Genomic DNA, 26704 nt, shown 5'->3' with positions numbered 1-26704 from the left:
GAACAGATGAGAAAACCAATTATAGCCGGTAACTGGAAAATGAACAAAACACTCGGCGAGGCTGTCAGCTTCGTTGAAGAAGTGAAATCTTCCATTCCAGCAGCAGACAAAGCGGAAGCCGTTGTTTGCGCACCAGCACTTTTCTTAGAAAAGCTGACTTCTGCTGTTAAAGGAACTGACTTAAAAGTCGGCGCCCAAAACATGCATTTTGAAGAAAACGGTGCGTTCACAGGCGAAATCAGCCCGGTTGCTCTGAAAGACCTTGGCGTGGAATACTGTGTCATCGGCCACTCTGAGCGCCGTGAAATGTTCGCTGAAACAGATGAAACTGTTAACAAAAAAGCGCATGCCGCTTTCAAACACGGCATTGTGCCGATCATTTGCGTAGGTGAAACGCTTGAAGAGCGCGAAGCCGGAAAAACAAATGATCTTGTTGCCGATCAAGTGAAAAAAGGTCTTGCGGGTCTTTCTGAAGAGCAAGTTGCTGCTTCCGTTATTGCGTACGAGCCAATCTGGGCAATCGGAACAGGCAAATCTTCTACAGCGAAAGATGCTAACGACGTCTGCGCGCATATCCGTAAAGTCGTTGCTGAAAGCTTCAGCCAGGAAACTGCTGACAAGCTCCGCATTCAATACGGCGGCAGCGTAAAACCTGCAAATATTAAAGAATATATGGCAGAGTCCGATATTGACGGTGCTTTGGTCGGCGGCGCAAGCCTTGAACCGCAGTCATTCGTTCAATTATTGGAGGAAGGTCAATATGAGTAAAAAACCAGCTGCACTCATCATTCTTGATGGGTTCGGATTACGCAATGAAACAGTCGGAAATGCAGTCGCACAAGCGAAAAAACCGAATTTCGACCGTTATTGGAACCAATACCCTCATCAGACGCTGACGGCATCAGGCGAAGCAGTCGGACTGCCTGAAGGACAGATGGGGAACTCTGAAGTCGGACATTTGAATATCGGCGCAGGACGTATTGTGTACCAAAGCTTAACACGCGTGAACGTTGCCATCCGCGAAGGCGAATTCGAACGCAATCAAACGTTCCTTGACGCCATCAAAAACGCGAAAGACAACGACAAAGCGCTGCACCTGTTCGGCCTTCTTTCTGACGGGGGCGTACACAGTCACATCAATCATTTATTCGCGCTGCTGAAGCTTGCGAAAAGTGAAGGGCTGACGAAGGTGTATATCCACGGTTTCCTCGACGGCCGCGATGTAGGTCCGCAAACTGCGAAAACTTACATTCAGCAGCTGAATGAGCAGATCGAAGAAATCGGTGTCGGCGAAATCGCCAGCATTTCCGGACGCTACTACTCCATGGACCGCGACAAACGCTGGGACCGTGTGGAAAAAGCGTACCGCGCAATGGCTTACGGCGAAGGCCCGTCTTACCGCAGCGCGATGGATGTCGTCGACGATTCTTATGCGAACGGCATTCATGATGAATTCGTCATCCCGTCCGTCATCACAAAAGAAAACGGTGAACCCGTTGCGAAAATTCATGACGGCGATTCTGTGATTTTCTATAATTTCAGACCTGACCGCGCCATCCAGATTTCGAACACGTTTACCAACAAAGATTTCCGCGATTTCGACCGCGGTGAACATCATCCGAAAAACCTGTATTTCGTCTGCCTGACTCACTTCAGTGAATCTGTTGACGGATATGTGGCTTTTAAACCGGTAAACCTTGACAATACGGTTGGTGAAGTATTAGCACAGCACGGGTTAAAACAGCTTCGCATTGCAGAAACTGAAAAGTATCCGCACGTTACGTTCTTTATGAGCGGCGGCCGCGAAGAAGAATTCCCGGGCGAAGAGCGCATCCTTATTAACTCGCCGAAGGTCGCGACATATGACCTGAAGCCTGAAATGAGTGCGTATGAAGTGAAGGATGCTCTTGTAAAAGAAATCGCCGCTGACAAGCATGACGCGATCATCCTGAACTTTGCAAACCCTGACATGGTCGGCCACTCCGGAATGGTCGAACCGACGATTAAAGCAATTGAAGCAGTGGACGAGTGCTTAGGCGAAGTGGTTGACGCCATCATCGCTAAAGGCGGGCATGCCATCATTACCGCTGATCACGGTAATGCAGACATTCTGATTACAGAATCAGGCGAACCGCACACTGCCCATACGACAAATCCAGTCCCTGTCATTGTGACGAAAGAAGGCGTGACGCTGCGCGAAGGCGGAATCCTAGGCGACCTCGCACCAACGTTATTAGACCTTCTCGGTGTTGAAAAACCGAAAGAAATGACCGGAACATCTTTAATTCAAAAATAATTTGAAATCAAAAGGAGAGACAAAACTCATGCCATACATTGTTGATGTTTATGCACGCGAAGTCCTTGACTCCCGCGGCAACCCGACAGTTGAAGTTGAAGTATATACAGAAACAGGAGCTTTCGGCCGCGCATTAGTGCCAAGCGGAGCTTCTACAGGCGAATACGAAGCGGTTGAGCTTCGTGACGGCGACAAAGACCGTTACCTTGGAAAAGGCGTGTTAACTGCTGTTAACAACGTAAACGAAATCATTTCTCCAGAGCTTCTCGGCTTTGACGTAACAGAACAAAACGCAATCGATCAGCTTTTAATCGAGCTTGACGGAACTGAAAACAAAGGCAAACTCGGTGCGAACGCTATCCTTGGCGTATCTATGGCTTGTGCGCGCGCAGCTGCTGATTTCTTACAGATCCCTCTTTATCAGTACCTTGGAGGCTTCAACTCAAAAACGCTTCCTGTACCGATGATGAACATCGTAAACGGCGGAGAGCATGCTGACAACAACGTAGACATTCAAGAATTCATGATTATGCCTGTAGGCGCGCCTAACTTCCGTGAAGCGCTTCGCATGGGCGCTCAAATCTTCCACAGCCTGAAATCAGTTCTTTCTGCTAAAGGCATGAACACAGCTGTAGGTGACGAAGGCGGATTCGCTCCGAACCTTGGTTCTAACGAAGAAGCGCTTCAAACAATCGTTGAAGCAATCGAAAAAGCCGGCTTCAAACCTGGCGAAGAAGTGAAACTTGCTATGGATGCTGCATCTTCTGAGTTCTACAACAAAGAAGACGGCAAATACCATCTGTCTGGCGAAGGCGTTGTGAAAACATCTGCTGAAATGGTTGACTGGTATGAAGAAATGGTTTCTAAATACCCAATCATCTCTATCGAAGACGGACTTGACGAAAACGACTGGGAAGGCCACAAACTTCTTACAGAGCGTCTTGGCAAAAAAGTTCAGCTTGTCGGTGACGACCTTTTCGTTACAAACACGAAAAAGCTTGCTGAAGGTATTAAAAACGGCGTAGGCAACTCTATCCTGATCAAAGTAAACCAAATCGGTACATTGACTGAAACATTCGATGCGATCGAAATGGCGAAACGCGCAGGCTACACTGCTGTTATCTCTCACCGTTCTGGTGAAACTGAAGACAGCACAATCGCTGACATCGCTGTGGCAACGAACGCAGGACAAATCAAAACAGGTGCTCCGTCCCGTACGGACCGTGTTGCGAAATACAACCAGCTTCTTCGCATCGAAGATCAGTTGGCTGAAACTGCTCAATACCACGGTATCAACTCTTTCTATAACTTGAATAAGTAATCGAAAAAACCTCCCCAAGGGGAGGTTTTTTTATATGTCTGCATAAAGCCTTACCATATCGCGGCACTGTATCCCGTTTTCGAAAATCTCATCTTCATAATGCCTGATGAAAAAATCATGGTCGATGGCTTGGAGTCTGAAGCCGCATTTTTGGTAAAGGGCAAGCTGGCCTATACTGGAGTTGCCCGTTCCGATTTCAATAGTCGCCGCTCCCATTTGTTTTGCCTTATTCACGGCCTCTTCTAAGAGCTTTCTGCCGATGCCTTTGTTCTGCATTGATTCGTTTACCGCAATATTGACGATTTCCACCGTTTTTGGTCTTGTTTTTAAAAGGACGAAGACCCCTGCAAGCTCGTCTGACGTCCAAGCCGTATAGCATTCGCCTCTGGCAAGATAATCATCGACAATTTCCCTCGACGGATCGGCCAGCAGCAATAGTTCATACAGCGCTTCATCCCGCTCTGCCGCTTTTCGGATGCTCAGTTTTTGCATGTCCGTTTCTCCTCCTTCATTGTGATCGGCAGCTATTTTTTCAAAATAACTCCAAAATCATTCTACTTTATTATAAAATATGAAACATAGGAAAAGTTATACAAGTTTTGCAGATTGAATAGGAGGAAAGTCATGTTTTTTTGTAAATATTGCGGCCGACAGAATAATGAAGAGGCGCATTTCTGTAAAGAATGCGGAAAGCCGATCGGGAAAGGAAGCCGGCTGGAGCGGCAGGCGGCTGAATCCGCATCACAGCCGAGAAAGCCGATCCCTAAAAAAACGCTCTTCCTATGGGGAGGCATCGCCGCAGCGCTGATCTTATTGATTGCCGCATATAAAACCGGAGCCTGGCTGACATCTGAAAAAAGGCTCACGGATCAATTCGAACAGGCGGTTCATGACGGGGATACGAAAAAGCTCGCAGCCCTTCTCACCCCTTCAGACAAAAAACTGAAGCTGAATGAGACCAATGTCAAACCGCTCCTTGCATACGCAAAGAAACACGGTGAACTGATGGAATCGCTTCGCGGCAATTCATCTGAAAAAGATGCGGTATACGTCAAAAAAGAGGGAAAAACCCTTCTCTTGTTCGACCATTATGAACTGAAAGTCGATCCGGTTTATTTCCGCATCACAAGTAATTATAAAGGCGCCGATCTTTACATCAACAGCGAGAAAACCGGTACGGTCAAAAAAGCCGATGAAACCCAAACATTCGGCCCGTATGCACCGGGTGTCTATACGGCGGAAGCCAAGCTTCAAAATGACACGGTTGACGTTGGCAAAAAGCAAGAGGCGGAGGCGGCCGGCAGCCGGAATGTTGAGTTGGACCTGCCGTTAGACGCCGAGGATGTGACGTTCACTCCGGCAGACAGCTTCAAAAACGCGAAAGGCGATCTGCTGATAAACGGCAAGTCCGTCCATAAAGACCCTTTTAAGTCGGTTACATACGGCCCGCTCTTAACTGACGGCTCCATGACAGCCGCCGTGGAGGCTGATTTTCCTTGGGGGGAAACAAAAACTGCCGATGTTCCGATCAACGGCACTGATATGGAATTAACGCTAATTCCCGATCAAGATACACAAAAAACAATCATGGACACGATTGTCAAAACAACGAAGCAGTATACAAAAGCCATGGCAGACGGAAATACGGACCAGATGACAGAGGCTGGTTCAGCGTGGAAGGAGCAGACGAAAGAAGTGGTTTCCGGCATGAAGAGTTCCGGCACTTTTTTGAAGGATCAGTATAAAGAGACAAGCTTTGATCTGGACTCATTTGCGATTTCACAAGAGAACGGCCGCTGGCAAGTAACTGTTACAGGTAAAGAGCTTCATGAGTCTGCTTATTTCGACGGGAATACGAAGCCTGATATGGAAGAGGCTGAACCGAGCTTTCATTATGTACTGTCATATGATCCAAAGCATAAAAAATGGGTTTTTGAAAAAGCTGATCCAGCCTCAGATTCCTCTGGGGCAAATGTGAAAAAAATAAAAAATGACCAGCCGAAAACCTACACATCCGCATGGGCGTCATCCAAAGGAAAGGCAGCTTCAGGCAGCCTCACGAATGAACAAGTCACATCGTTTATGGTTGATTACCTGACAAATCAATCAAGCGCCGTCAGCCTGAACAATTTCGCCATCATGGCGGGCAATTTGGAAGAGGGAAGCCCTTTGTATGCTGATCAGCAAAAACTGGTTAAAAAACTATACGGCGAGGGAACGACAGAAGTATTTAATGAAGTGAATGTAAAAAGCTTTTCGCAGAACGGCTCCCATCTGACGATTCATACGTATGAGGAGTTTTATATTACGAAAGCCGGCGGCAGCCCGAAGCTCAGAACATATCATTGGACGTACGGCGGCGTTGTGAAAGACGGAAGAATTTATTTAACATCCATTCAATAAAAAAATCCCCGCGCCAACCAGGCGGCGGGGGTTTTCGTTTTTAAAAGAAAAAATAATTCATAAGTTCTTTTGTGTAATGCTTGATCGTGAATTGAAACGTTACGCAAATGATGAAATAGATGACGATAACAGCATAAGTGATATCCGCTTTAGCCGTGAGCTGATGCTGGTAGCTCGCCAGCATGAGCGGAGGCACGGCAAACGCCGCTCCTAATAGACCGACAGCCAGAATGGTAAAGCAAAAGGTTGTGTGCATCAGCATAAAAATGAGTGCGAGAAGCAAAATAGCCGTAAACGGAATCAAAAACGCCCCGAATCTGGACAGCGAATCTTTAAATGACACCTGCGCGCCGCCGGCCTTCAACGCGATAAAAATCAAGAGATACAGGCAGAATACACATATTGCAAAGGTAAGCGCCGGTTTGATCACAACCGCGGTAAAACTGACGTCACGAAAGCCGTCTGATAAGAGAATATACATCATAATCGGCGTTATCAGACAGAAAAGCACCATGTTGATTATGCTGCTGACAAGCTGTTCACTGCCTGTCGTTTTGCATGTCTGATACGGTTTCTTTAACACATTAAGCACGAATAAGGCAAATTGCTTTGAAGCCTGTTTAGCAGCGGCGCCGGCCTGCATTTGGCCTGAACCGGTCTGGTTGGGCTGGGGCGCACCGCACTTTTCACAAAACTTTCCGCCATCTGTATGATGGCCGCATTGAGGACAATACATTCTAAAACTCCTTTTACATGTAATATAGGGATTTTGTTCAATATTTACATTATAAAAGAAAATAGGGCGGATGTAACGGAGATTTCTAAAGATATACTATTCACTTTCTCTATTATTTGATAATAGAGAAAAAGTACCCATTATGGTAGAATTTTTAACGAGAGTATTGATCAGGGTGATAGAGGAAATTAACTGATGCTAAAAAAATTAAAAATGCTTTATCGGCTGTTGAAATTCGGAAAAGGCTTATGGAGATAGCAAACGGAAAAAACCGTCCTGTAAGGACGGTTTTTTTCTGTTTCCGGATCGGCCGGCTGAGGTTACAAGAAGCAGGCACCGGGGTAAAAATCATGCATAAGAAACAGCGGAAAACAAAACATAAATCACAACGGCAAGTCATAAGGAGGTACGCATGTTTTCATTTATCATTCATGTCTTCATTTCCCTGTTTGCAGTCTCCAACCCCATCGGAAACGTGCCGATTTTTCTTTCACTGACAGAGGGCTACCCGGAGAAAGAACGGACGGCGATCGCACGCAAGGCGTCCGTGCTGTCGTTTATCATCTTGGCGGCATTTTTAATCTTCGGCCATCTGATCTTTAAACTGTTCGACATTAACATTCATGCCTTGCGTATCGCGGGCGGTATTTTTATTTTCGGCATCGCTTATAATCTTCTGAACGCGAAGAAATCTCATGTACAGTCACTTCATCATGAAGAGAAGGGGGAAAGCAAGGAGAAAGCGGATATTTCCGTGACGCCTCTGTCGATTCCGATTATCGCCGGTCCCGGTACGATTGCGACGGTAATGAGTCTGTCGGCCGGCCACGGCGGCATCTTCCATTACATCAGCGTGCTGATCGGTATTGCGGCCGTCATCGCGATGACGTTCATCTTCTTTCACTATTCTTCTTTCATCAGCAACAAGCTCGGGAAAACCGAAATGAACGTGATTACCCGGCTGATGGGTTTGATTTTGGCGGTAGTGGCGATCGGCATGATCGGCGCCGGTCTGAAAGGCATGTTCCCGATATTGGTTTCCTGACTTAAAAAAAGCAGCGCCCGGTTATCTGCGGGCGCTGCTTTTTTCTCTTTTCGGCACATGCTGAAACACTTCTTCACTCTCAAAAAATTCTATCAAACGGCTCAGCCAGTCATAATAATGGAGCCAGTCCGTCAGTTCGTTCAAAAGCTGACGGGCTTTTTCTTCAATTTCGGGACTGAGGTTTTCCGATTCCAGAAGCTCAGTCAGCTCACGGTTCAGCTTCTTATACAGCATTTTATTTTTGCTGACCGCCTTTGTCCAATTTGCCGTAAACAGGGAGATAAACGTCTGGTAATAATCACGCTCCACGTCGTAAAGGTCTTTCCGAACGCCTTTTTCAAACACTTTTTCAGCCAGATTGGCATCGGTCATCTCGCGGACCACCTGGCTCATCCTCGTTTTGCTCATGCCGGTCGCCTCTGACAGCTCATTTAACGTCATCGGCTTTCGGTTCATATAAATAATACCGAGCACACGCCCCAGTGTGGCCGGCATTCCGAATGTATGCATATTCTCGGCGATTCTCTCAATGAGATGCTCTTCAGCTTGACCGATGATATCAAGAGCGTTTTTTTCCACGGCTGATCATCCCTTCACTGGCTTTTCATGCTGACAATATATCATATTTTTTACAGTTGTTGAAAAAGATGATGCGGCAGGATATGCGAGCTATCCGGAGCGATTGTAAGAACGTCCCCGTTGTCAGCGGGATAACATCAAATAATACGTGTATTATATATAATTTCAACACGTTGTAAACTTTTTATTTTATAAACTTCATCTTATAATAAAGATTATACTTTTCAGAAAAATAACGGAATCCTTCGGAGGTGCACGGATTGCTGAGATTAGAAAATGTATCAAAAATCTATAAAGGCGGAAAAAAAGCCGTCAACAGCATTGATCTAAATATCGAAAAAGGCGAGTTTATTTGTTTTATCGGGCCGAGCGGCTGCGGAAAAACAACGACGATGAAAATGATTAACAGACTGATTGAGCCGTCATCAGGAAAGATTTTTATCGATGGCGAAAACATCATGGAGCAGGACCCCGTGGAGCTGAGACGGAAAATCGGCTACGTCATTCAGCAGATCGGACTTTTCCCCCACATGACCATTCAGCAGAACATTTCCCTCGTGCCGAAACTGCTGAAATGGCCGGAACAAAAGCGGAAGGAACGGGCGCGGGAGCTTTTGAAGCTCGTCGATATGGGCCCGGAATATTTAGACCGCTATCCTCATGAGCTGAGCGGCGGACAGCAGCAGAGAATCGGCGTGCTGCGCGCCCTGGCAGCGGAACCTCCCCTTATTCTCATGGATGAACCGTTCGGAGCGCTTGATCCGATTACACGTGATTCGCTTCAGGAAGAATTCAAAAAACTGCAAAGAACACTGAATAAAACGATTGTGTTTGTAACCCACGACATGGATGAAGCTATTAAGCTGGCTGACCGGATCGTCATTTTAAAAGCGGGAGAGATCGTTCAGGCCGGCACTCCTGATGACATCCTCCGAAATCCGGCTAATGAGTTTGTCGAAGAATTTATCGGCAAAGAACGGTTATTGCAATCAAGACCGGACATTGAACGCGTCGAGCAAATGATGAACAAAAAGCCTGTCACCGTTACGGCGGACAAAACGCTTTCGCAGGCGATACAGGTGATGCGGGAGCACCGTGTCGATTCCCTGCTTGTCGTTGATGACCTGAATGTGCTGCAAGGATATGTAGATGTCGAAATCATTGATCAGAACCGGAAAAAAGCAAGCCTCGTCGGCGACGTGCTCCGCTCTGATCTGTATACGGTCGAACAGGGGACGCTGCTCCGCGATACCGTACGCAAAATTTTAAAGCGCGGAATGAAATATGTACCCGTGGTTGATGAACAAAGGCATTTGGTCGGGATTGTCACGAGAGCGAGCCTTGTCGACATCGTTTACGATTCAATCTGGGGCGAGGAAGACCAGCTGGTGACAGGCTGACAAGGGGAGGAACGCTTACAATGAATGAAATGATCAAGTTTTTGCAGACGAACGGCGGAGAGCTTTTATATAAAACGTGGGAGCATTTATATATTTCAATCATCGCCGTCATATTAGGCATTCTCGTCGCCGTTCCGCTCGGAGTGGGGCTGACGAGAATGAAAAAGGGCGCAGGCGCTGTCATCGGCGCCGTCAACATTGTGCAGACCTTGCCGAGTCTCGCGATACTGGCATTCTTTATCCCGCTGTTAGGGGTGGGAAAGCTGCCGGCGATCGTCGCGCTGTTTTTCTATTCGGTGCTGCCGATTCTCCGGAACACGTACACCGGCATTCAAGGCGTAAACAAAAATCTGCTGGAATCGGGAAAAGGCATCGGGATGACGGTCTGGGAGCAGATCAGGCTTGTGGAACTGCCGCTTGCGGTTCCGGTGATCATGGCGGGCATTCGCACATCCACCATTTATCTGATCGGCTGGGCGACGCTTGCTTCTTTTATCGGGGGCGGCGGGCTCGGAGACTATATTTTTATCGGCCTGAACCTCTATCAGCCTGAATATATTATCGGCGGCGCCGTGCCCGTCACCATTTTAGCCATTATCATCGATTATCTGCTGGCGGCGACGGAACGGAAGGTGACGCCGAAAGGGCTGAAAGGACTGAAGGAAGTATCATAAGGAGTTGGCTGTTTTGAAAAGAAACCTAAAGAGATGGATGTGCGCGCTGGCGCTGTCGGCTGCTCTGCTTTTAGGCGGCTGTTCCCTTCCCGGGCTGAGCGGGGCTTCCGATGATACGATTAAAATCGGGGCGCAAAGCATGACGGAATCAGAAATTATCGCCAATATGCTCGCACAGATGATTGAGCACAATACAGATTTGAATACGGCATTAATTAAAAACCTCGGATCAAACTATGTCCAGCAGCAGGCGATGCTCGGCGGTGAAATCGATATCGCCGCGACGCGCTACTCAGGAACTGACTTAACGAGCACCCTCGGCATGGAGGCGGAAAAAGATCCGAAAAAAGCATTATCCATCGTCCAGAAGGAATTTGAGAAACGCTTCCATTACAAATGGTTTGATTCTTACGGGTTTGAGAACACATACGCTTTTACCGTCACGAAAGAGCTTGCGGAAAAAGACCATTTAGACAAAGTATCAGATATTAAGAAGTATGCGGATCAATTTAAGCTCGGTGTAGATAATGCGTGGCTGAAACGAAAAGGCGACGGCTATAAGGGCTTCACCGACACATACGGTTATGAATTCGGCACAACCTATCCGATGCAGATCGGACTTGTATACGATGCCGTGAAAAACGGGAAAATGGATGCCGTTCTCGCTTATTCAACGGACGGACGGATCAAAGCATACGATCTGAAAATTTTAAAAGACGACAAGCAGTTTTTCCCGCCGTATGACTGTTCGCCGGTCATTCCCGACAGCGTTCTGAAGCAGCATCCGGAACTGAAAGGCATTGTGAATAAACTGATCGGCAAAATTGATACGGAAACGATGCAGGAATTGAATTACGAGGTGGACGGCAAGCTGAAAGAACCGTCCGTCGTCGCTAAAGAATTTTTGGAGAAACATCATTATTTTGAATAAGAAATGAGGTGGGGCAAATGGAAGTGCTGCAGCAGCTCGGCACTTATTATTCTCAAAATGGCGCCTATGTGCTTCAGGAGTTTTACCGCCATTTTCTCATGTCGGTATACGGCGTTTTATTTGCGGCGATCGTTGGGATTCCGCTCGGCATCTTCATTGCCAGATACAGAACATTAAGCGGCTGGGTATTCGCGGTGACAAACGTGATTCAGACCGTGCCGGCGCTTGCGATGCTCGCGGTGCTGATGCTCGTCATGGGGCTCGGCGCCAATACGGTGATTTTGTCGCTGTTTTTATATTCGCTTCTTCCGATCATCCGGAATACGTACACGGGAATCGCCAGCATTGAACACGCTTATCTTGAATCGGGAAAAGCGATGGGCATGACCAAATTTCAAGTGCTTCGCATGGTGGAATTGCCGCTTGCGCTCTCCGTCATCATGGCGGGGCTGCGGACGGCGCTCGTCATCGCGATCGGCATTACGGCAATCGGTACGTTTGTCGGCGCAGGCGGCCTCGGTGACATTATTGTCAGAGGCTCAAACGCCACGAACGGAACCGCGATTATTTTAGCCGGCGCCATCCCGACAGCGCTGATGGCCGTTATCGCAGATCTTGTGATGGCGTGGCTGGAGCGGGCGCTGAGCCCGGGGAGAAAGAAAAAACGAACCAAAGCGCCGAATGCGGCATGAAAAAAACGCCTTGCGGGTCAGGGCGTTTTTTCTTATGGCTTCGGAACATGCTTGAAAATTTCTTCGCTTTCGAAAAACTCGATCAGGCGGCTGATCCAATTGTAGTAATCAAGCCAATCCTTTAATTCTTTCAGCAGTTCATTGATTTTTTCCTCAGCTTCCTCCGGCACGCCGTTTTCAAGAACGGCCGTCAGTTCGCGGTTCAGCTTTTTATGCATCATCTTATTTTTGCTGACGACCTTGCTCCATGTGGCCGTAAACAGCGTAATAAAGGTTTGGTAATAATCCTGCTCGACGTCGTATAAATCTTTGCGGACGCCTTTTTCAAACACTTTTTCCGCCAGATTGACGTCAAGCATTTCACGGACGGCCTGGCTCATTCTCGTTTTGCTCATGCCGGTCGCTTCTGATAATTCAGTTAAGGTCATCGGCTTGCGGTTCATATAAATAATGCCTAAAATGCGTCCCACCGTCGCGGGCATCCCGAATGTATGCATATTTTCAGCGATTCGTTCTATTAAATGATCTTCGGCTTGTTCGATTACGTGTAACGGATCTTTCTCCAACAGTTTCAATCCTTTCAGTCAGCAATTCCGATGTCAATATACCATATTTTTAAACCGGCGGAAATGCTCTTCCGAGAGAATTTGGCAGTAATTCGGAGCAATAAGAAGAACTTTGCCGGTCAATACGGGTAAATCAGTGCTTACACAACCTTTATATATAATATGGACAAATTGTAAACTTTTTTATTTATAAAGTTTAATTTATAATGGGAAACATTCAATTGTCTGAAAAGTTAAATACAAATTTAACGAATTGAATAAACTTAATCATGGAGGTGTGAGTGTTTGCTGACATTAGAAAATGTCTCGAAAACGTATAAAGGCGGAAAAAAAGCCGTCAACAGCATCAATCTGAATATCGCTAAGGGCGAATTTATTTGTTTTATCGGACCGAGCGGCTGCGGGAAAACGACGACGATGAAAATGATCAACCGCTTAATTGAACCGACGGAAGGCAGAATCCTGATAGAGGGCCGAAACATTATGGAACAAGACCCGGTGGAACTCAGAAGAAGCATCGGCTATGTCATTCAGCAGATCGGGCTGTTTCCGCATATGACCATTCAGCAGAACATTACCCTCGTTCCGAAACTTTTAAAACATCCTGCAAAAGAACGGAAGGAACGGGCGCGGGAGCTTTTAAAGCTCGTTGATATGGGGCCTGAATATTTAGACCGTTACCCTCATGAACTGAGCGGGGGACAGCAGCAGCGAATAGGTGTATTACGGGCACTTGCCGCAGAGCCGCCGCTTATCTTAATGGATGAACCGTTCGGGGCGCTTGACCCGATTACGAGGGATTCCCTTCAGGAAGAATTTAAAAAACTGCAAAAAACCTTACATAAAACCATCGTATTTGTTACCCATGATATGGACGAAGCCATCAAACTTGCGGACAGAATCGTCATTCTGAAAGCGGGAGAAATCGTCCAAGCCGGAACGCCTGATGACATTCTCAGATTTCCGGCGAATGAATTTGTCGAGGAGTTTATCGGCAAAGAACGGCTGATTCAATCATCCAGCCCTGATATTGAACGGGTGGAGCAGATCATGAATTCCGCTCCTGTGACGGTAACACCTGAGAAAACGCTGTCAGCCGCCATTCAGCTGATGCGCGCCGAGCGGGTGGATTCGCTGCTCGTCATTGATGAGAAGAACGTTCTCCAAGGTTATGTCGATGTGGAAATGATTGACCGCAAACGAAGACAGGCGGCAACCGTCGCGGAAGTGCTCGAGCGCGATCTATACACGGTCAGAAGCGGCACCCTGCTTCGCGACGCCGTCCATAAAATTTTAAAAAGAGGCATGAAATTTGTGCCCGTCATTGATGAAGCCGGCCGTTTAACGGGAATCGTGACAAGGGCAAGCCTCGTTGACATCGTCTATGACTCCATTTGGGGAGAAGAGAAAGAACTCGCGGTGATGTCATGAGGAGGCTTCAATTGATATGAATCAGACCGTGCAATTTTTACAGACAAACGGAGCAGAACTGCTTTATAAAACATGGGAGCACTTGTACATCTCCTTAATCGCCGTCATGGCGGGCATTCTCGCCGCCGTTCCGCTCGGCGTCCTGCTGACGAGGATGAAAAGAGGCGCCGGCACAGTCATCGGCATCGTCAATATCATCCAAACTTTGCCGAGCCTTGCCATTCTCGCATTTTTTATTCCGCTTTTAGGCGTGGGAAAGGTTCCGGCCATTGCGGCGCTGTTTTTCTATTCCGTGCTGCCGATTCTCAGAAACACGTATACGGGAATCCTCGGTGTCAACCGGCATCTTCTTGAATCGGGAAAAGGGATCGGCATGACCGCATGGGAGCAGATCAGGCTTGTAGAGCTCCCGCTTGCCGCTCCGGTCATCATGGCGGGTATCCGGACGTCCGCGATTTATTTGATTGGCTGGGCGACGCTTGCCTCCTTTATCGGCGGAGGCGGACTGGGGGATTACATTTTTATCGGCTTGAACCTTTATCAGCCCGAGTATATTATCGCCGGCGCCGTTCCGGTCACGATGTTAGCGGCCGCCGTTGACTGCATGCTCGGGATGACAGAACGGAAAGTCACGCCTGACGGGCTGAAGGACATAAAAAATGCTTCATAAGGAGGAGATCTCTCGTGGGGAATAGATGCAAAAAACGGCTGCTCACATTCGCCTGTATCGGCGTGCTGCTCCTTGGCGGCTGTTCGCTTCCGGGATTGAGCGCCGCGTCGGAGGATACCATCAAAATCGGGGCGCAAAGCATGACCGAATCAGAAATCATCGCGAGTATGCTCGGACAGATGATTGAACATCACAGCGATTTGAAAACAACCGTTATTAAAAATCTCGGCTCCAATGCCGTACAGCAGCAATCCTTGTTAAACGGTGATATTGATATCGCCGCGACGCGCTATACGGGGGACGCGCTGACGGGCACGCTTCGTATGGAGCCGGAAAAAGACCCGGATAAAGCTTTGCGGCTCGTTCAGCGTGAATTTCAGAACAGATATGATATGAAATGGTTTGATTCTTACGGCTTTGATAATACATACGTCTTTACCGTTTCCGGACAGCTTGCCCGCAAATACCATTTAGAAACGGTATCCGATGTCAAAAAAGAGGCGTCTCATCTGAAATTCGGCGTTGATAACTATTGGATGAAGCTCAGAGGCAACGGATATCAGGATTTTATGAACACATACGGAATGTCATTTGAAGGCACGTATCCGATGCAGATCGGCCTCGTTTACGACGCGCTGAAAAGCAGGAAGATGGATATCGCGCTCGCTTATTCCACCGACGGAAGAATCATTGCTTACGGACTGAAAACGCTGAAAGATGATAAGCGGTTCTTTCCTCCGTACGACTGTTCACCCGTCGTTCCGGAACGTGTATTAAACGAGCATCCCGAGCTGGAAGGCGTGATCAATCAAATGATCGGCGCGATTGATACAAAGATGATGCAGAAAATGAATTACGAAGTCGACGGCCAATTAAAAGAGCCGTCCGTCGTGGCAAAGGAATTTTTAGAAAAGCATCATTACTTTGAATAACGGAAAGGAGATGTGCGGATGGACACGCTGAAAGAGCTGTTTACGTATTACGCTCAAAACGGCAGCTATGTTCTGTATGAGTGCTGGCGGCATTTTCTCATGTCGGCGTACGGCGTCGTTTTCGCCGCCGCTTTCGCCATTCCGGCCGGCATTGTGACAGCGAGGCACGGGCGTCTCTCCGGCTGGGTGTTTGCTGTGGCGAACGTGATTCAAACCGTTCCGGCGCTGGCGATGCTCGCCGTCCTGATGCTTGTCATGGGACTTGGCGCCAATACGGTCATCACGGCTTTGTTTCTGTATTCACTGCTGCCGATTCTCAGGAATACGCACACGGGCATTATTAATATTGATCACGCTTATCTTGAGTCGGGAAAAGCGATGGGCATGACGAAATATCAAGTGCTCCGCATGGTGGAGCTGCCGCTTGCGCTTTCCGTCATTATGGCGGGTCTTCGAACGGCGCTCGTCATTGCGATCGGCATCACGGCAATCGGCACCTTCGTCGGCGCAGGCGGTCTCGGGGATATGATCGTCAGAGGCTCGAACGCGACAAACGGAACCGCCATTATACTTTCGGGCGCCATTCCGACCGCACTGATGGCGGTAGCCGCAGACCTGCTGATGGCGTGGCTGGAACGAGCCCTCAGCCCTGTGAAAAAACAAAAAAGAAAGCTGATCGTACGCTCAGCCTCATGAAAAAAAGCATTCTTCTGCGTGAAGGATGCTTTTTTTGATTTCTTGATTAAATTTTGATAACTGCGCTGTAAAGTCTTACATATCAAATAACAAAGCAGAGGGGTAATCATATGAGCAACATCTTAGAAACGAGACAGCTGCAAAAATCATTCGGCAGACAACAGGCAGTGGCTGATGTGTCTCTATCGGTTAAGCGCAACAGTATTTACGGCCTGCTCGGTCCGAACGGCGCCGGAAAATCAACGACTCTTAAAATATTGACCGGCATCTTGCAGCAAACATCCGGCGAGGTTCTGTTCGACGGGCATCCATGGAAGCGCGAAGATTTGAAAAAGATCAGTTCCCTGATTGAAGCGCCGCCGCTTTACAGCAACTTGACAGCCGCTGAAAACCTGAAAGTCCGCTGCGTGATGCTCGGGCTCCCTGATTCAAGAATTGCGGAGGTGCTGGAAATCACGGGATTAACGGGAACCGGAAAAAAGCGCGCCGGCCAATTTTCCATGGGAATGAAACAGCGTCTCGGCATTGCGTTGGCATTAGTCAACCGTCCGTCGCTCTTAATTCTTGACGAGCCGACAAACGGATTGGACCCGATGGGGATTCAGGATTTGCGGGAATTTATCCGCTCCCTGCCCGGACAGGGAATGACGGTAATTTTATCAAGCCACCTGTTATCAGAAGTCGAGCAGATCGCAGACCATATCGGAATCATCAGTGACGGTGTTTTGGGATATCAGGGAGAAATCAGCCGGGAAGACGATCTGGAGCAGCTGTTTCTGGAGGTAGTCAAATCAACACGGGAGAAAGCGGGGGCAGGAAAATGATTCAGTACATGCAGGCGGAACACCTTACATCTAAAAGAACATTTATCAGAAAGCTGATCATTCTGATTCCGCTTCTGAACACAGCTTTTTCTTTTCTGCTGAATGCCGCCTATTTTATGACGGGCACGTTCAATTGGTGGGCGGTTATTTTCATGCCGCTCATGATTGCTCTAATGTGCGGTTTATCTGTTAAAAAAGAGAAAAAATCTGCGAATGACCGCGCGGTGTACTCATTGCCGGCAGACTTAAAAAGCATATGGCTCTCAAAAATAAGCTTGATCGCGCTGTATTCACTCCTGTCGCAAATCGTCTTTTTCATCATCATGTTTTTACTTGGCCTTGTGTTTCCGGGAATTGCTGCGCTGCAGCTGAAAGGCGTTGAAGCGGGCTCCCTTTTATGGCTGACGACGCTTTGGGAAATCCCATTGTGCTTATGGATTGCCAGACAGTTCGGGTTTACGGCAGTCATTCTCGTGAATATGATCGCCGCCTTTGTTTTGGGTATTGTGCCGGCGTCCGGTTCATTGTGGTGGCTGAGTCCGTGGAGCTGGTCAGTCCGGGTGATGTCACCGATTCTCGGGATCCATCCGAACGGAATTCCGCTTCCCGCAGACAGCGGCTTATTAAACGGAAACGTGATCTTTCCGGCTATTATTCTTTCTATCCTTTCTTTTATCGCAATAAGTTTGATTTCCGCCGTGCCTTTTGCAAAAGGGGGAAACCGGTCATGACCGTGCTTTTACGATATATGTGGGCCGATGTATTAAAAATGAAGCGCACGCCGCTCATATGGATGCATGTTGCGGCGCCGGCCGTATGCGCGGGATTTTTCCTGTTATATATGATGTATGGAAGGATTCAGGAGCCTTATGAGCTGTACAGCGTCTTCTTCAACGTGATTGCCGTTTTATACCCTTTAATCATCAGTATTGTCTGCGGCATGTCTGCCTCCGTCGAGGAACAGGCGGGTTATTTTCAGATGATGCTCGCGGTTCCGCATTCGAAAATCGTCAGTTTTGCGGGCAAGCTGCTTCTATTGCTGCTCTTGAATGTGTTATCGATAGGTCTTGCCATCTGTCTTTATTTGGCGGGGATGAAATTTGTTCTTCACATCAATGACCTTCCGTACTTTCTCTTTTTAAAGGGAGGGGTGTGGCTGATTGCCGGCAGTATTCCGCTTTATATGATGTCTTTTTTTGTCGGCATACAGTACGGCATGGGACCGTCCGGGCTTTTAGGGGGAGCGGGTTTATTAATGGCGGCGCTGATGAATACGGGATTGGGCGATGTCATCTGGCGTTTTTTCCCGTGGGCATGGAGTGTACGGCTGTCGGGCCTTGCAGGACTGCTGCATTTTGACAAAGTCAAAAAAGAGTTTCTCCCTTATGTGAGATACGATATGAGATTCGGAGAAATAATGTTATATTTCTCTATAGTGATATTATGTCTGGCCGGCTTCCATTGGTGCAGAAGATGGGAAGGGCGGCGTTCATATGAATAAAGGCAAGGAGCGATTCGGCCGGTGGCAAACATTTTAGCGGTAGATGATGAAAAAGATATTCTCGTTCTGATCAGAAATATTTTACAGCGTGATCAGCATACAGTAACGATTCTGGAAAAAGCGGAAGATCAGTCATTGGATTTTTTTCAAGGCTATGATTTGATTCTTCTTGATGTCATGATGCCCGGAACCGACGGAATTGAACTCTGCCGGAGGATTCGGCCGCTGGTGGACAGCCCGATCCTGTTTTTAACGGCAAAGTCTGACGAAGAATCCATTGTGAAAGGCCTCATGACAGGCGCTGATGATTACATCACAAAGCCGTTCGGCGTACAGGAATTGATGGCAAGGGTAAACGCTCATGTCAGAAGGGAACAGCGGGAAAAGCGTCAGACAAAACGTCTGATATCAGGCTTCATGTTTGATTTTGACAATAAAGAAGTATGGTTTGATGACCGGAAACTGCCTCTTACGAAAAACGAATATAAAATCGTAGAATTTCTGGCACAGCATAAAAACAGAACATTCTCACGGGAGCAGATTTACGAGGAAGTGTACGGCTTGGACGGCGATGCGCTCTATTCAACCATTACGGAGTTTATCAGAACCATCCGGAAAAAATGTAAAGAACACGGGGCTGATCCGATCAAAACGGTGTGGGGTGTCGGATACAAATGGGAATAGCAAAAGGAAAATCCAGCATCCGCAAAGAGCTTGTCAAATTTACCATCACGCTGTGTCTGAGCACGATGGGGGTGGCGGCATTATGCGTCGCCTTAAATGCCATTGCCCTGAATGCCGGAGCGATCCTGCCGGCAAATTACAGCGAGCATGAGGCGGAACAGATCAAGCCCCGCCTGAAATCGGCGGAAAAGATAACAGAAGACATGATTCCCGACGGTATGACATACGCCGTTTTTGATAAAAAAACGAAGCGGATGACGAAAGGAACGATGACGGAAAAAGACGCGGCCAGCGCCAGAAAAAAGATCCAGCATCAGCCGTATTTTAATTATGCTCAAAAAGGATTCATGGTGGTTGATCGGAAAAATGAATACGGCGTTCTCCAATATTCACTCAGGTCGGAATTTCAGTCGCCGCTGCTAAGGCGCTATCTGCCGAATTATGAATGGACGGGTCTTGCGGTTCTGATCACTTTGCTTCTTTTAACTGTGTTTATCGTGACGACGCGATTCGCCAATCAGCTGAGACGGCATTTCAGCACACTCAGCTCCATTACGGCAAGCATTCAAAAACAGAATTTAAATATCAATCCAAAAAGGCCGCGCATAAAGGAATTTGACGATGTCATTGACTCTCTGCTGAAAATGAAAGACGCGCTTCAGGCATCTCTGGCTGCGCAATGGGAGGCGGAGCGGATAAAGAAGGAACAGATCGGCGCGCTTGCGCATGATATTAAAATTCCGGCAACGATCATTAAAGGAAATGCCGAGCTGCTTCAGTTAACAGAACCTGATGAGGAACAGACGGAATACACGCAGTATATCCTTGATGCCGGAAACAAAATCGAGCAATATGTCGGGCAGCTGATTCAGCTTTCTAAAGCGGAGGGGGCAGTTGCCGTTCATCTGGAATATACCGATCTCAAAGAGTGGGCTCAAAACATATATCGTGACGCAGCGGCGCTTGCGGGGCCGAAACAGATTGATCTCGTCCTCAGAGAGCGGGGCATTGACCGAAAAGAAGCGCCGATTGATCAAGAACTGCTTCGCAGGGCGGTCATGAATATCGCGGCGAATGCCGTCGACTATACGCCGGAAAGAGGAGAAATCCGTGTGGACGTCCTATGCACCGATACCGCACTCAGTATTGCCGTATCTGACAGCGGAAGCGGGTTCTCGCAGGAAGCGCTGAAAAGGGCGACACAGCTTTTTTACACGGAGGATAAAAGCAGACATTCGGCGGGGCATCACGGCATGGGGCTTACATTCGCCCATCATGTCGTGCATCTTCACCACGGCGAATTAATACTTGAAAATCAAGAGTCTGGCGGAGCCCGTGCGGAAATCCGAATTCCGCTGGAAGGCATCAGACAAAAACAAGCCCTGCACGCATGAGGGCTTGTTTTCCTGTTTAAGAAAGGCAAAATGAAAACGGCTGTCCGTTTGAGAGATCAGCCGCTTATGCGGAAAAGCGTTTATCAGGAAGGATCAATCCATGTTGAAGACCACTTGGAAATTTCCTCTAAAATAGGGGCTAATGCGCAGCCTTTTTTCGTTAAAGAATACTCAATACGGACAGGCGTTTCGGGGATAACATCCCGTTTGATCACACCTTCTGTTTCAAGTTCTTTCAGACGTTCTGACAAGACTCTTCCGCTTAAATTCGGAAGCGCCGCTTCAATTTCGCTAAATCGCTGCTGTCCGTTCAATAACTGAAAGACGATTAGAGCCACCCAGCGTTTACTTAGGATGTCGACCGCTTTTTCGAATCTGGGGCACATTTCTGATTGGTTCATGCTTTTTCACCTCGTCTTCTGCTATTATACCGCAAAATCAGAGGGAACGTACGTCTGGCGCTTGTTAAGTTGAGGAGAGGATCAAAAAGAGGATGAGGAATCTGGGGAGCGCTTTTTCGCTTCAGCCGCGATAAAATCAAAGTATTTGCTGACGCTTTCAATATCTTCCTTTGTGAAGTGCTGCCACTTTTTGCTGTCAAACAGCGGCAGATGCTCCGCGCCTCTGTCAACGGCGGTCTGATAGATGGCGCGGATGGATTGATAGCTTTCGGATGTTTCGCGGATTTCCTCCTGAAATGCCTTGATGTGTCCGGCCCGCGCCATTAACTCTTCGTACGGAATTTTTAATGTGTCCGCCAATTTCTTGATAGTCGCCGGTTTAGGAATGCCGCGGTGCCCGTTTTCAATTCTGGAAATGGTCGCCGAGCTGACGCCGGAATAGACGGCAAGCTGATTGACGGTAAGCTTCCGGGCGCGGCGCAGCTCTCTTAATTGCTTTCCGAATGTATTCAATAAGATCGCCTCACATGTGCAAAGTCATGAGTCTTCATTTTTTCTTTTTTTGGCTTCCGCTGACAAGAACGCAAAGTATTTATCAAGCAGAACCAAGTCTTCTTTCGACAGGTGCCGCCAGTTCTCCCGCTCCAAAAGTGATAAATCATCCAGCTCATACGTTTCGGCTTTTTCCAGCAAGGTGCAGCCTGTGTCGTATGAGGCTCTCGTTTCCTGAACGGTCTCTATGTATCCCGCCGTCTGCATCAATTCCTCATACGGGATTTTTAACGCATCTGCGAGCTTTTTAATGGTTGCAGGTTTCGGCACCCCGCGTTTGCCGTTTTCAATCCGCGAGATTCCCGCGGCGCTGACGCCTGAATACGTTGCCAGCTGGTTCACTGTCAGATGCCGTTTTTCCCGCAATGTCCGTAATTGTTTCCCGAAGCTTTCCACAGTCTCTCCCCCTCCCGCGGTCTATTTATATTCTAGTATGTTTATTGACTAAAGGGAATAGTCAGGCTGGAAAAGTATTGACAAAAGTTAACAAAAGCCGTATCTTATGTATAAGAAAGAAAGTATTTGACAGAACGGAAGGTGAAGAAAGTGGTCGAAAAGATACAGATCAGAAGAGATTATGTGCTGCAGTATATGGTCAATAATGACTACTCGTTAAACCAGCTCGCCCTGGAGATCGGAATATCTCCCGCCACACTGAGCCGTGTACTGAATGGAGAGCGGAGGCCGGGCCAGCTGGTCATCGGAAAGATGCTCTATTACTTTGACATGAAGTTTGAAGATCTTTTTTACTACGATTTTGTTGACAAAAGTCAACAGTGATGAAAGATTCAAATTGCATTTCCGTTTTTCTGACATGATATGCACCGATACGGCGTGACATGCCTTTGCTTTTCATGTAAAATAGAAGCAATGTAGGCCAGTCAGTCTGGAGGTGTATGGGATGCACACTTTATTGATTACCTTATTGGTTATCGTCAGTATTGCACTTATTATTGTCGTATTGCTTCAATCCAGCAAAAGCGCCGGTTTATCGGGTGCGATTTCAGGCGGGGCGGAGCAGCTTTTCGGAAAACAGAAAGCAAGGGGCCTTGATCTGATTCTTCACCGCACAACCGTTGTGCTGGCAGTCTTGTTTTTCGTGTTGACGATTTCGCTGGCGTATATCGTATAAGGCAATGTTTGTATAAGGTCTGATTTAATATCAGGCCTTTTTCTTGTTGAGAGACGGCGTTTGTTTCTCGCAAAACTGTGGAAAACTAAATTGAATGTGCAAAAAAGGGGTTATGAGCATGAAAATTGTGACACCAAAACCATTTACATTTAAAGGCGGAGACAAGGCGGTGCTTCTGCTGCACGGGTTTACGGGAAATACGGCAGACGTCAGAATGCTCGGCCGCTACTTAAATGAGCGCGGCTACACTTGTCACGCGCCTCAATATAAAGGGCACGGCGTTCCGCCGGAAGAGCTGGTACATACGGGGCCGGAAGATTGGTGGAAAGACGTCATGGACGGGTATGAATATTTACAATCTGAAGGCTATGAAAACATTGCGGCCTGCGGACTGTCGCTTGGCGGGGTTTTTTCATTGAAATTGGGTTACACTGTACCCATAAAGGGAATTGTTCCTATGTGTGCTCCGATGCACATTAAAAGTGAAGAGGTTATGTACGAAGGAGTTCTCTCCTACGCGCGCAATTATAAAAAATTCGAAGGAAAACAGCCGGAGCAGATTGAAAAGGAAATGAAGGAGTTTGAAAAAACGCCGATGAATACGCTCAAATCGCTTCAGGAGCTGATTGCCGATGTGCGCAAAAACGTCGACATGATCTATTCCCCGACATTTGTGGTTCAGGCACGGCATGACCATATGATTAACACAGACAGTGCAGACATCATTTACAACGAGGTGGAAACGGACGACAAACAGCTGAAATGGTATGAAGAGTCAGGACATGTCATTACGCTGGACAAAGAACGGGACCTCGTTCATCAGGATGTGTACGAATTTTTAGAGAAACTCGATTGGTAACAAACAGGAGGTCGGATAATGGAAAAAGAAGCGTTTATGGACCGTCTTCTCGCGTTTATGAAGGAAGAGGCGTACAAGCCCCTTACCGTTCAGGAACTTGAGGAGATGCTGAACATCACGGAAGCCGAAGAATTTAAAGAACTGGTTAAAGCGCTGGTGGCGCTCGAGGAGACCGGACAGATCGTCCGCACCAGAAGCAACCGCTACGGGCTTCCGGAAAAAATGAATTTAGTAAAAGGAAAAATTTCCGCGCATGCAAAGGGATTCGCGTTCCTATTGCCGGAGGATACCTCTTTAAGCGATGTGTTTATTCCGCCGAATGAGCTGAATACAGCTATGAACGGCGATATCGTCATGGTGCGGCTCAATTCCCAGTCAAGCGGATCGAGACAGGAAGGCACGGTCATCCGCATCTTGGAAAGAAGCATCGACCGCGTCGTGGGCACATACACAGAAACGAAAAGCTTCGGCTTTGTCATCCCGGATGATAAGAAAATCACGAGTGATATTTTTATTCCGAAACATGCCAATAACGGCGCTGCGGAAGGCCATAAAGTCGTCGTCAAACTGACAAGCTACCCTGAAGGCAGAATGAACGCCGAAGGAGAAATCGTTGAAATACTCGGCCATAAAAATGATCCGGGCATCGATATTTTATCCATCATCCATAAGCACGGCCTGCCGGGAGATTTTCCGGCTGAAGCGATGGAGCAGGCAACAAGCACGCCCGATACCATCGATGAAAAAGACATCAAAAACCGCCGTGATCTCCGCGATCAGGTCATTGTCACCATTGACGGCGCGGATGCGAAGGATCTGGATGACGCCGTCACTGTAACAAAGCTTGATAACGGCAGCTACAAGCTCGGCGTCCATATTGCCGATGTCAGCCATTACGTCACGGAGAATTCCCCGATTGACAAAGAAGCGCTGGAAAGAGGGACAAGCGTGTATCTGGTTGACCGGGTCATTCCGATGATCCCGCACAGACTGTCTAACGGAATCTGTTCTTTAAATCCGAAGGTCGACCGCCTGACGCTTTCCTGCGAAATGACAATCAACCAGCAGGGACAGGTGACAGAGCACGAGATCTTCCAAAGCGTCATTAAAACGACGGAAAGAATGACCTATTCAGATGTCAACCGGATTCTCACAGAAGACGACGCCGAGCTGAAAGAAAGGTATGAGCCGCTCGTCCCGATGTTCAAAGACATGGAGCGTCTGGCGGAAATTCTCCGGGCGAAACGGATGGACCGCGGCGCCGTGGATTTTGATTTCAAAGAGGCGAAGGTGCTCGTCGATGAGGAAGGCGCCGTAAAAGACGTCGTCATCAGAGAGCGCTCAGTAGCGGAAAAGCTGATTGAAGAATTCATGCTTGTGGCAAACGAAACGGTGGCCGAGCACTTCCATTGGATGAACGTGCCGTTTATTTACCGGATTCACGAAGAACCGAACGCCGAAAAACTGCAAAAGTTCCTGGAGTTCGTCACCACATTCGGTTATATCGTCAAAGGGAAAGCCGGAGACATTCATCCGCGCGCGCTGCAAAGCATTCTTGACGAAGTGCGGGACCGTCCGGAAGAAACGGTGATTTCAACCGTCATGCTCCGTTCCATGAAGCAGGCGAAATACGATCCGCAAAGCTTGGGCCATTTCGGGCTGGCGACTGAATTTTATACGCACTTCACATCGCCGATCCGCCGTTATCCTGACTTAATCGTTCACAGGCTGATCAGAACGTATTTGATCAACGGACAATCGGACGAAGCGACTCAGGAAAAGTGGGCCGAACGCCTGCCGGAAATCGCTGACCATACGTCAACGATGGAACGGCGCGCCGTTGATGCAGAGCGGGAAACGGACGATCTGAAAAAAGCGGAATATATGCTTGATAAAATCGGCGAGGAATTTGACGGCATGATCAGTTCCGTCACGAACTTCGGAATGTTCGTCGAGCTGCCGAATACGATTGAAGGGCTTGTGCACGTCAGCTTTATGACGGATGATTATTACCGTTTTGACGAACAGCATTTCGCCATGATCGGCGAACGCACGGGCAACGTTTACCGGATCGGAGACGAAATCACGGTCAAAGTCGTCGACGTCAATAAAGATGAGAGAAACATCGACTTTGAAATTGTCGGCATGAAAGGCACCCGCCGTCCGAGAGAAACAACAGGCGACCGCAGAAAACGAGGCAGACCGGCGCGGAAACGCGTGTTAAACAGCAATACCCCGGCTTCACCGCCGAAATCGGAGGAAAAAGGGGAATGGTTTACAAAACCGAAGAAGAAAAAGAAAAAACGCGGTTTCCAAAACGCGCCGAAACAAAAACGCAAAAAGAAGAAGTAAATGCGAAAAGCAAATGGGGCAAAATGCTCTGTTTGCTTTCTTTCGCAAGCCGCATTTTCATTGTCGCGGAACGCTCCATTTGCTAAAATAAAGCGTATCGCACACATGAACGGTTTTTGCGGAGAGAGGAGGATAAGGCATGCCAAAAGGATCAGGCAAAGTGCTATCACAAAACAAAAAAGCAAACCATGATTACTTTATAGAAGAAACCTATGAAACAGGCATCGTGCTGCAGGGGACGGAGATTAAGTCCATCCGCGCCGGCCGCGTAAACATGAAGGATTCCTTTGCGAAAATCGAGCGCGGAGAAGTGTTCCTCCACAACATGCACATCAGCCCGTACGAGCAGGGAAACCGCTATAACCACGACCCGCTCCGGACGAGAAAGCTTTTGATGCACAGGAAAGAAATCAACAAGCTGATCGGCCTGACGAAAGAGAAAGGCTATTCCCTCGTGCCGCTGAAGCTGTACTTGAAAAACGGCTTCGCCAAAGTGTTAATCGGCCTCGGAAAAGGGAAGAAAACATACGATAAACGCGAAGATTTAAAACGAAAAGACGCCAAAAGAGAAATCGAAAGAGCGTTCAGAGACAGACAAAAAGGCTTCTGATGCCTGAGCCTTGATGTGATGAC

30 protein-coding genes are annotated in these 26704 nt (G+C 47.9%); 23 read left to right on the top strand and 7 right to left on the bottom strand.

Annotated elements, in window-relative coordinates; genetic code table 11:
* The first annotated feature begins 6 nt into the window (after positions 1–6).
* Genes tpiA through eno form a run of 3 tightly spaced genes read left to right on the top strand, consistent with a single transcriptional unit; the run spans position 7 to position 3617 of the window.
* Positions 7–768: a triose-phosphate isomerase gene (gene tpiA, locus AC1DN5_RS00855; protein WP_016937890.1), complete on the top strand. Its 762-nt coding sequence runs from the start codon at positions 7–9 to the stop codon at positions 766–768.
* Positions 761–2296, top strand: coding sequence for a 2,3-bisphosphoglycerate-independent phosphoglycerate mutase (gpmI, locus tag AC1DN5_RS00850; protein ID WP_016937891.1), 1536 nt, complete (start codon positions 761–763; stop codon positions 2294–2296). The genes tpiA and gpmI overlap by 8 nt, the downstream gene beginning before the upstream one ends.
* A gap of 28 nt (positions 2297–2324) precedes the next feature.
* Positions 2325–3617 carry a phosphopyruvate hydratase gene (eno, locus tag AC1DN5_RS00845; protein WP_007409956.1) on the top strand — a complete coding sequence of 431 codons (1293 nt, stop codon included), beginning with the start codon at positions 2325–2327 and terminating at the stop codon, positions 3615–3617.
* 30 nt (positions 3618–3647) lie between these two features.
* Here eno and AC1DN5_RS00840 read toward each other — a convergent pair whose 3' ends face one another.
* A complete protein-coding gene (locus AC1DN5_RS00840; RefSeq protein ID WP_047477191.1) occupies positions 3648–4109 on the bottom strand; it encodes a GNAT family N-acetyltransferase in 462 nt (153 codons plus the stop codon).
* A 132-nt stretch (positions 4110–4241) separates the two neighbouring features.
* On the opposite strand from AC1DN5_RS00840, the gene AC1DN5_RS00835 reads away from it, so the two are divergent.
* Positions 4242–6020: a zinc ribbon domain-containing protein gene (locus AC1DN5_RS00835; RefSeq protein WP_366969800.1), complete on the top strand. Its 1779-nt coding sequence runs from the start codon at positions 4242–4244 to the stop codon at positions 6018–6020.
* Between the two features lie 40 nt (positions 6021–6060).
* On the opposite strand, the gene AC1DN5_RS00830 is transcribed toward AC1DN5_RS00835, so the two are convergent.
* Positions 6061–6756, bottom strand: coding sequence for a zinc ribbon domain-containing protein (locus tag AC1DN5_RS00830; RefSeq protein ID WP_045925936.1), 696 nt, complete (start codon positions 6754–6756; stop codon positions 6061–6063).
* 412 nt (positions 6757–7168) lie between these two features.
* On the opposite strand from AC1DN5_RS00830, the gene AC1DN5_RS00825 reads away from it, so the two are divergent.
* Positions 7169–7801 carry an NAAT family transporter gene (locus AC1DN5_RS00825; RefSeq protein WP_015418237.1) on the top strand — a complete coding sequence of 211 codons (633 nt, stop codon included), beginning with the start codon at positions 7169–7171 and terminating at the stop codon, positions 7799–7801.
* A 21-nt stretch (positions 7802–7822) separates the two neighbouring features.
* Here AC1DN5_RS00825 and AC1DN5_RS00820 read toward each other — a convergent pair whose 3' ends face one another.
* Positions 7823–8380, bottom strand: coding sequence for a GbsR/MarR family transcriptional regulator (locus tag AC1DN5_RS00820; RefSeq protein ID WP_366969799.1), 558 nt, complete (start codon positions 8378–8380; stop codon positions 7823–7825).
* 260 nt (positions 8381–8640) lie between these two features.
* Here AC1DN5_RS00820 and opuCA point away from each other — a divergent pair, with 260 nt between their 5' ends.
* The 4 genes from opuCA to opuCD are packed head-to-tail and all read left to right on the top strand — an operon-like array spanning position 8641 to position 12077.
* A complete protein-coding gene (gene opuCA, locus AC1DN5_RS00815) occupies positions 8641–9780 on the top strand; it encodes an osmoprotectant ABC transporter ATP-binding protein OpuCA (protein WP_016937896.1) in 1140 nt (379 codons plus the stop codon).
* Positions 9781–9800: 20 nt separating this feature from the next.
* Complete coding sequence (locus tag AC1DN5_RS00810) at positions 9801–10454, top strand: ABC transporter permease (protein WP_047477185.1); 654 nt, start codon at positions 9801–9803, stop codon at positions 10452–10454.
* 37 nt (positions 10455–10491) lie between these two features.
* Complete coding sequence (gene opuCC, locus AC1DN5_RS00805; protein WP_047477309.1) at positions 10492–11385, top strand: osmoprotectant ABC transporter substrate-binding lipoprotein OpuCC; 894 nt, start codon at positions 10492–10494, stop codon at positions 11383–11385.
* Positions 11386–11402: 17 nt separating this feature from the next.
* Positions 11403–12077, top strand: a complete 675-nt coding sequence (gene opuCD / locus AC1DN5_RS00800; protein WP_045925940.1) for a glycine betaine/carnitine/choline/choline sulfate ABC transporter permease OpuCD — start codon at positions 11403–11405, stop codon at positions 12075–12077.
* Between the two features lie 32 nt (positions 12078–12109).
* Here opuCD and AC1DN5_RS00795 read toward each other — a convergent pair whose 3' ends face one another.
* The gene (locus tag AC1DN5_RS00795) at positions 12110–12643 is read right to left on the bottom strand and encodes a GbsR/MarR family transcriptional regulator (protein WP_003151660.1); all 534 of its coding nucleotides are present in this window, start codon (positions 12641–12643) and stop codon (positions 12110–12112) included.
* 285 nt (positions 12644–12928) lie between these two features.
* On the opposite strand from AC1DN5_RS00795, the gene AC1DN5_RS00790 reads away from it, so the two are divergent.
* The 9 genes from AC1DN5_RS00790 to AC1DN5_RS00750 all read left to right on the top strand — a co-directional run bounded on the left by AC1DN5_RS00790 (position 12929) and on the right by AC1DN5_RS00750 (position 20775).
* A complete protein-coding gene (locus AC1DN5_RS00790) occupies positions 12929–14074 on the top strand; it encodes a betaine/proline/choline family ABC transporter ATP-binding protein (RefSeq protein ID WP_016937900.1) in 1146 nt (381 codons plus the stop codon).
* A gap of 16 nt (positions 14075–14090) precedes the next feature.
* A complete protein-coding gene (locus AC1DN5_RS00785) occupies positions 14091–14744 on the top strand; it encodes an ABC transporter permease (protein WP_095241321.1) in 654 nt (217 codons plus the stop codon).
* Positions 14745–14758: 14 nt separating this feature from the next.
* Positions 14759–15676, top strand: coding sequence for an osmoprotectant ABC transporter substrate-binding protein (locus AC1DN5_RS00780; protein ID WP_436627803.1), 918 nt, complete (start codon positions 14759–14761; stop codon positions 15674–15676).
* 18 nt (positions 15677–15694) lie between these two features.
* Complete coding sequence (locus tag AC1DN5_RS00775; protein ID WP_099743844.1) at positions 15695–16372, top strand: ABC transporter permease; 678 nt, start codon at positions 15695–15697, stop codon at positions 16370–16372.
* A 110-nt stretch (positions 16373–16482) separates the two neighbouring features.
* Positions 16483–17196: a lantibiotic protection ABC transporter ATP-binding protein gene (locus AC1DN5_RS00770; protein WP_016937904.1), complete on the top strand. Its 714-nt coding sequence runs from the start codon at positions 16483–16485 to the stop codon at positions 17194–17196.
* Complete coding sequence (locus tag AC1DN5_RS00765) at positions 17193–17927, top strand: lantibiotic immunity ABC transporter MutE/EpiE family permease subunit (RefSeq protein ID WP_342007074.1); 735 nt, start codon at positions 17193–17195, stop codon at positions 17925–17927. The genes AC1DN5_RS00770 and AC1DN5_RS00765 overlap by 4 nt, the downstream gene beginning before the upstream one ends.
* Positions 17924–18697 carry a lantibiotic immunity ABC transporter MutG family permease subunit gene (locus AC1DN5_RS00760; protein ID WP_366969798.1) on the top strand — a complete coding sequence of 258 codons (774 nt, stop codon included), beginning with the start codon at positions 17924–17926 and terminating at the stop codon, positions 18695–18697. The genes AC1DN5_RS00765 and AC1DN5_RS00760 overlap by 4 nt, the downstream gene beginning before the upstream one ends.
* A 21-nt stretch (positions 18698–18718) precedes the next feature.
* On the top strand, positions 18719–19381 hold the full coding sequence (locus AC1DN5_RS00755) for a response regulator transcription factor (RefSeq protein WP_016937907.1): 663 nt from the start codon (positions 18719–18721) through the stop codon (positions 19379–19381).
* Positions 19372–20775 carry a sensor histidine kinase gene (locus AC1DN5_RS00750; RefSeq protein WP_099744249.1) on the top strand — a complete coding sequence of 468 codons (1404 nt, stop codon included), beginning with the start codon at positions 19372–19374 and terminating at the stop codon, positions 20773–20775. The genes AC1DN5_RS00755 and AC1DN5_RS00750 overlap by 10 nt, the downstream gene beginning before the upstream one ends.
* Before the next feature lie 83 nt (positions 20776–20858).
* On the opposite strand, the gene AC1DN5_RS00745 is transcribed toward AC1DN5_RS00750, so the two are convergent.
* The 3 genes from AC1DN5_RS00745 to rghR all read right to left on the bottom strand — a co-directional run bounded on the left by AC1DN5_RS00745 (position 20859) and on the right by rghR (position 22124).
* A complete protein-coding gene (locus tag AC1DN5_RS00745; protein WP_016937909.1) occupies positions 20859–21176 on the bottom strand; it encodes a winged helix-turn-helix transcriptional regulator in 318 nt (105 codons plus the stop codon).
* Positions 21177–21257: 81 nt separating this feature from the next.
* Positions 21258–21689, bottom strand: coding sequence for a helix-turn-helix domain-containing protein (locus AC1DN5_RS00740; RefSeq protein ID WP_016937910.1), 432 nt, complete (start codon positions 21687–21689; stop codon positions 21258–21260).
* Between the two features lie 24 nt (positions 21690–21713).
* Complete coding sequence (rghR, locus tag AC1DN5_RS00735) at positions 21714–22124, bottom strand: transcriptional repressor RghR (protein ID WP_045925948.1); 411 nt, start codon at positions 22122–22124, stop codon at positions 21714–21716.
* A 195-nt stretch (positions 22125–22319) separates the two neighbouring features.
* On the opposite strand from rghR, the gene AC1DN5_RS00730 reads away from it, so the two are divergent.
* The 5 genes from AC1DN5_RS00730 to smpB all read left to right on the top strand — a co-directional run bounded on the left by AC1DN5_RS00730 (position 22320) and on the right by smpB (position 26681).
* Positions 22320–22508 (top strand): helix-turn-helix domain-containing protein, encoded by a 189-nt coding sequence (locus AC1DN5_RS00730; protein WP_101605598.1) that lies wholly within the window; start codon positions 22320–22322, stop codon positions 22506–22508.
* A 121-nt stretch (positions 22509–22629) separates the two neighbouring features.
* Positions 22630–22860 carry a preprotein translocase subunit SecG gene (gene secG / locus AC1DN5_RS00725; protein WP_013353627.1) on the top strand — a complete coding sequence of 77 codons (231 nt, stop codon included), beginning with the start codon at positions 22630–22632 and terminating at the stop codon, positions 22858–22860.
* A gap of 118 nt (positions 22861–22978) precedes the next feature.
* Complete coding sequence (locus AC1DN5_RS00720; RefSeq protein WP_016937913.1) at positions 22979–23719, top strand: alpha/beta hydrolase; 741 nt, start codon at positions 22979–22981, stop codon at positions 23717–23719.
* An 18-nt stretch (positions 23720–23737) separates the two neighbouring features.
* Positions 23738–26071: a ribonuclease R gene (gene rnr / locus AC1DN5_RS00715; protein WP_047477172.1), complete on the top strand. Its 2334-nt coding sequence runs from the start codon at positions 23738–23740 to the stop codon at positions 26069–26071.
* A 139-nt stretch (positions 26072–26210) separates the two neighbouring features.
* Positions 26211–26681 (top strand): SsrA-binding protein, encoded by a 471-nt coding sequence (smpB, locus tag AC1DN5_RS00710; protein ID WP_003151688.1) that lies wholly within the window; start codon positions 26211–26213, stop codon positions 26679–26681.
* Positions 26682–26704 lie beyond the last annotated feature (23 nt).

Source organism: Bacillus sp. 01N42_2, from assembly GCF_056399565.1.
Note: the sequence above shows the minus strand (reverse complement) of the source record. Positions and strands in the feature narration are given on the sequence as shown.

Excerpts from the sequence above, each read along its gene's own strand:
- AC1DN5_RS00750 (WP_099744249.1), top strand. The coding sequence starts at position 19,372 with ATGGGAATAGCAAAAGGAAAATCCAGCATCCGCAAAGAGCTTGTCAAA.
- gpmI (WP_016937891.1), top strand. The coding sequence starts at position 761 with ATGAGTAAAAAACCAGCTGCACTCATCATTCTTGATGGGTTCGGATTA.
- smpB (WP_003151688.1), top strand. The coding sequence starts at position 26,211 with ATGCCAAAAGGATCAGGCAAAGTGCTATCACAAAACAAAAAAGCAAAC.
- AC1DN5_RS00775 (WP_099743844.1), top strand. The coding sequence starts at position 15,695 with ATGGACACGCTGAAAGAGCTGTTTACGTATTACGCTCAAAACGGCAGC.
- AC1DN5_RS00720 (WP_016937913.1), top strand. The coding sequence starts at position 22,979 with ATGAAAATTGTGACACCAAAACCATTTACATTTAAAGGCGGAGACAAG.
- AC1DN5_RS00825 (WP_015418237.1), top strand. The coding sequence starts at position 7,169 with ATGTTTTCATTTATCATTCATGTCTTCATTTCCCTGTTTGCAGTCTCC.
- secG (WP_013353627.1), top strand. The coding sequence starts at position 22,630 with ATGCACACTTTATTGATTACCTTATTGGTTATCGTCAGTATTGCACTT.
- AC1DN5_RS00770 (WP_016937904.1), top strand. The coding sequence starts at position 16,483 with ATGAGCAACATCTTAGAAACGAGACAGCTGCAAAAATCATTCGGCAGA.
- AC1DN5_RS00760 (WP_366969798.1), top strand. The coding sequence starts at position 17,924 with ATGACCGTGCTTTTACGATATATGTGGGCCGATGTATTAAAAATGAAG.
- AC1DN5_RS00840 (WP_047477191.1), bottom strand. The coding sequence starts at position 4,109 with ATGCAAAAACTGAGCATCCGAAAAGCGGCAGAGCGGGATGAAGCGCTG.
- tpiA (WP_016937890.1), top strand. The coding sequence starts at position 7 with ATGAGAAAACCAATTATAGCCGGTAACTGGAAAATGAACAAAACACTC.
- AC1DN5_RS00835 (WP_366969800.1), top strand. The coding sequence starts at position 4,242 with ATGTTTTTTTGTAAATATTGCGGCCGACAGAATAATGAAGAGGCGCAT.
- rnr (WP_047477172.1), top strand. The coding sequence starts at position 23,738 with ATGGAAAAAGAAGCGTTTATGGACCGTCTTCTCGCGTTTATGAAGGAA.
- AC1DN5_RS00765 (WP_342007074.1), top strand. The coding sequence starts at position 17,193 with ATGATTCAGTACATGCAGGCGGAACACCTTACATCTAAAAGAACATTT.
- AC1DN5_RS00730 (WP_101605598.1), top strand. The coding sequence starts at position 22,320 with ATGGTCAATAATGACTACTCGTTAAACCAGCTCGCCCTGGAGATCGGA.
- AC1DN5_RS00830 (WP_045925936.1), bottom strand. The coding sequence starts at position 6,756 with ATGTATTGTCCTCAATGCGGCCATCATACAGATGGCGGAAAGTTTTGT.
- eno (WP_007409956.1), top strand. The coding sequence starts at position 2,325 with ATGCCATACATTGTTGATGTTTATGCACGCGAAGTCCTTGACTCCCGC.
- AC1DN5_RS00785 (WP_095241321.1), top strand. The coding sequence starts at position 14,091 with ATGAATCAGACCGTGCAATTTTTACAGACAAACGGAGCAGAACTGCTT.
- opuCC (WP_047477309.1), top strand. The coding sequence starts at position 10,492 with ATGTGCGCGCTGGCGCTGTCGGCTGCTCTGCTTTTAGGCGGCTGTTCC.
- AC1DN5_RS00745 (WP_016937909.1), bottom strand. The coding sequence starts at position 21,176 with ATGAACCAATCAGAAATGTGCCCCAGATTCGAAAAAGCGGTCGACATC.
- AC1DN5_RS00810 (WP_047477185.1), top strand. The coding sequence starts at position 9,801 with ATGAATGAAATGATCAAGTTTTTGCAGACGAACGGCGGAGAGCTTTTA.
- opuCD (WP_045925940.1), top strand. The coding sequence starts at position 11,403 with ATGGAAGTGCTGCAGCAGCTCGGCACTTATTATTCTCAAAATGGCGCC.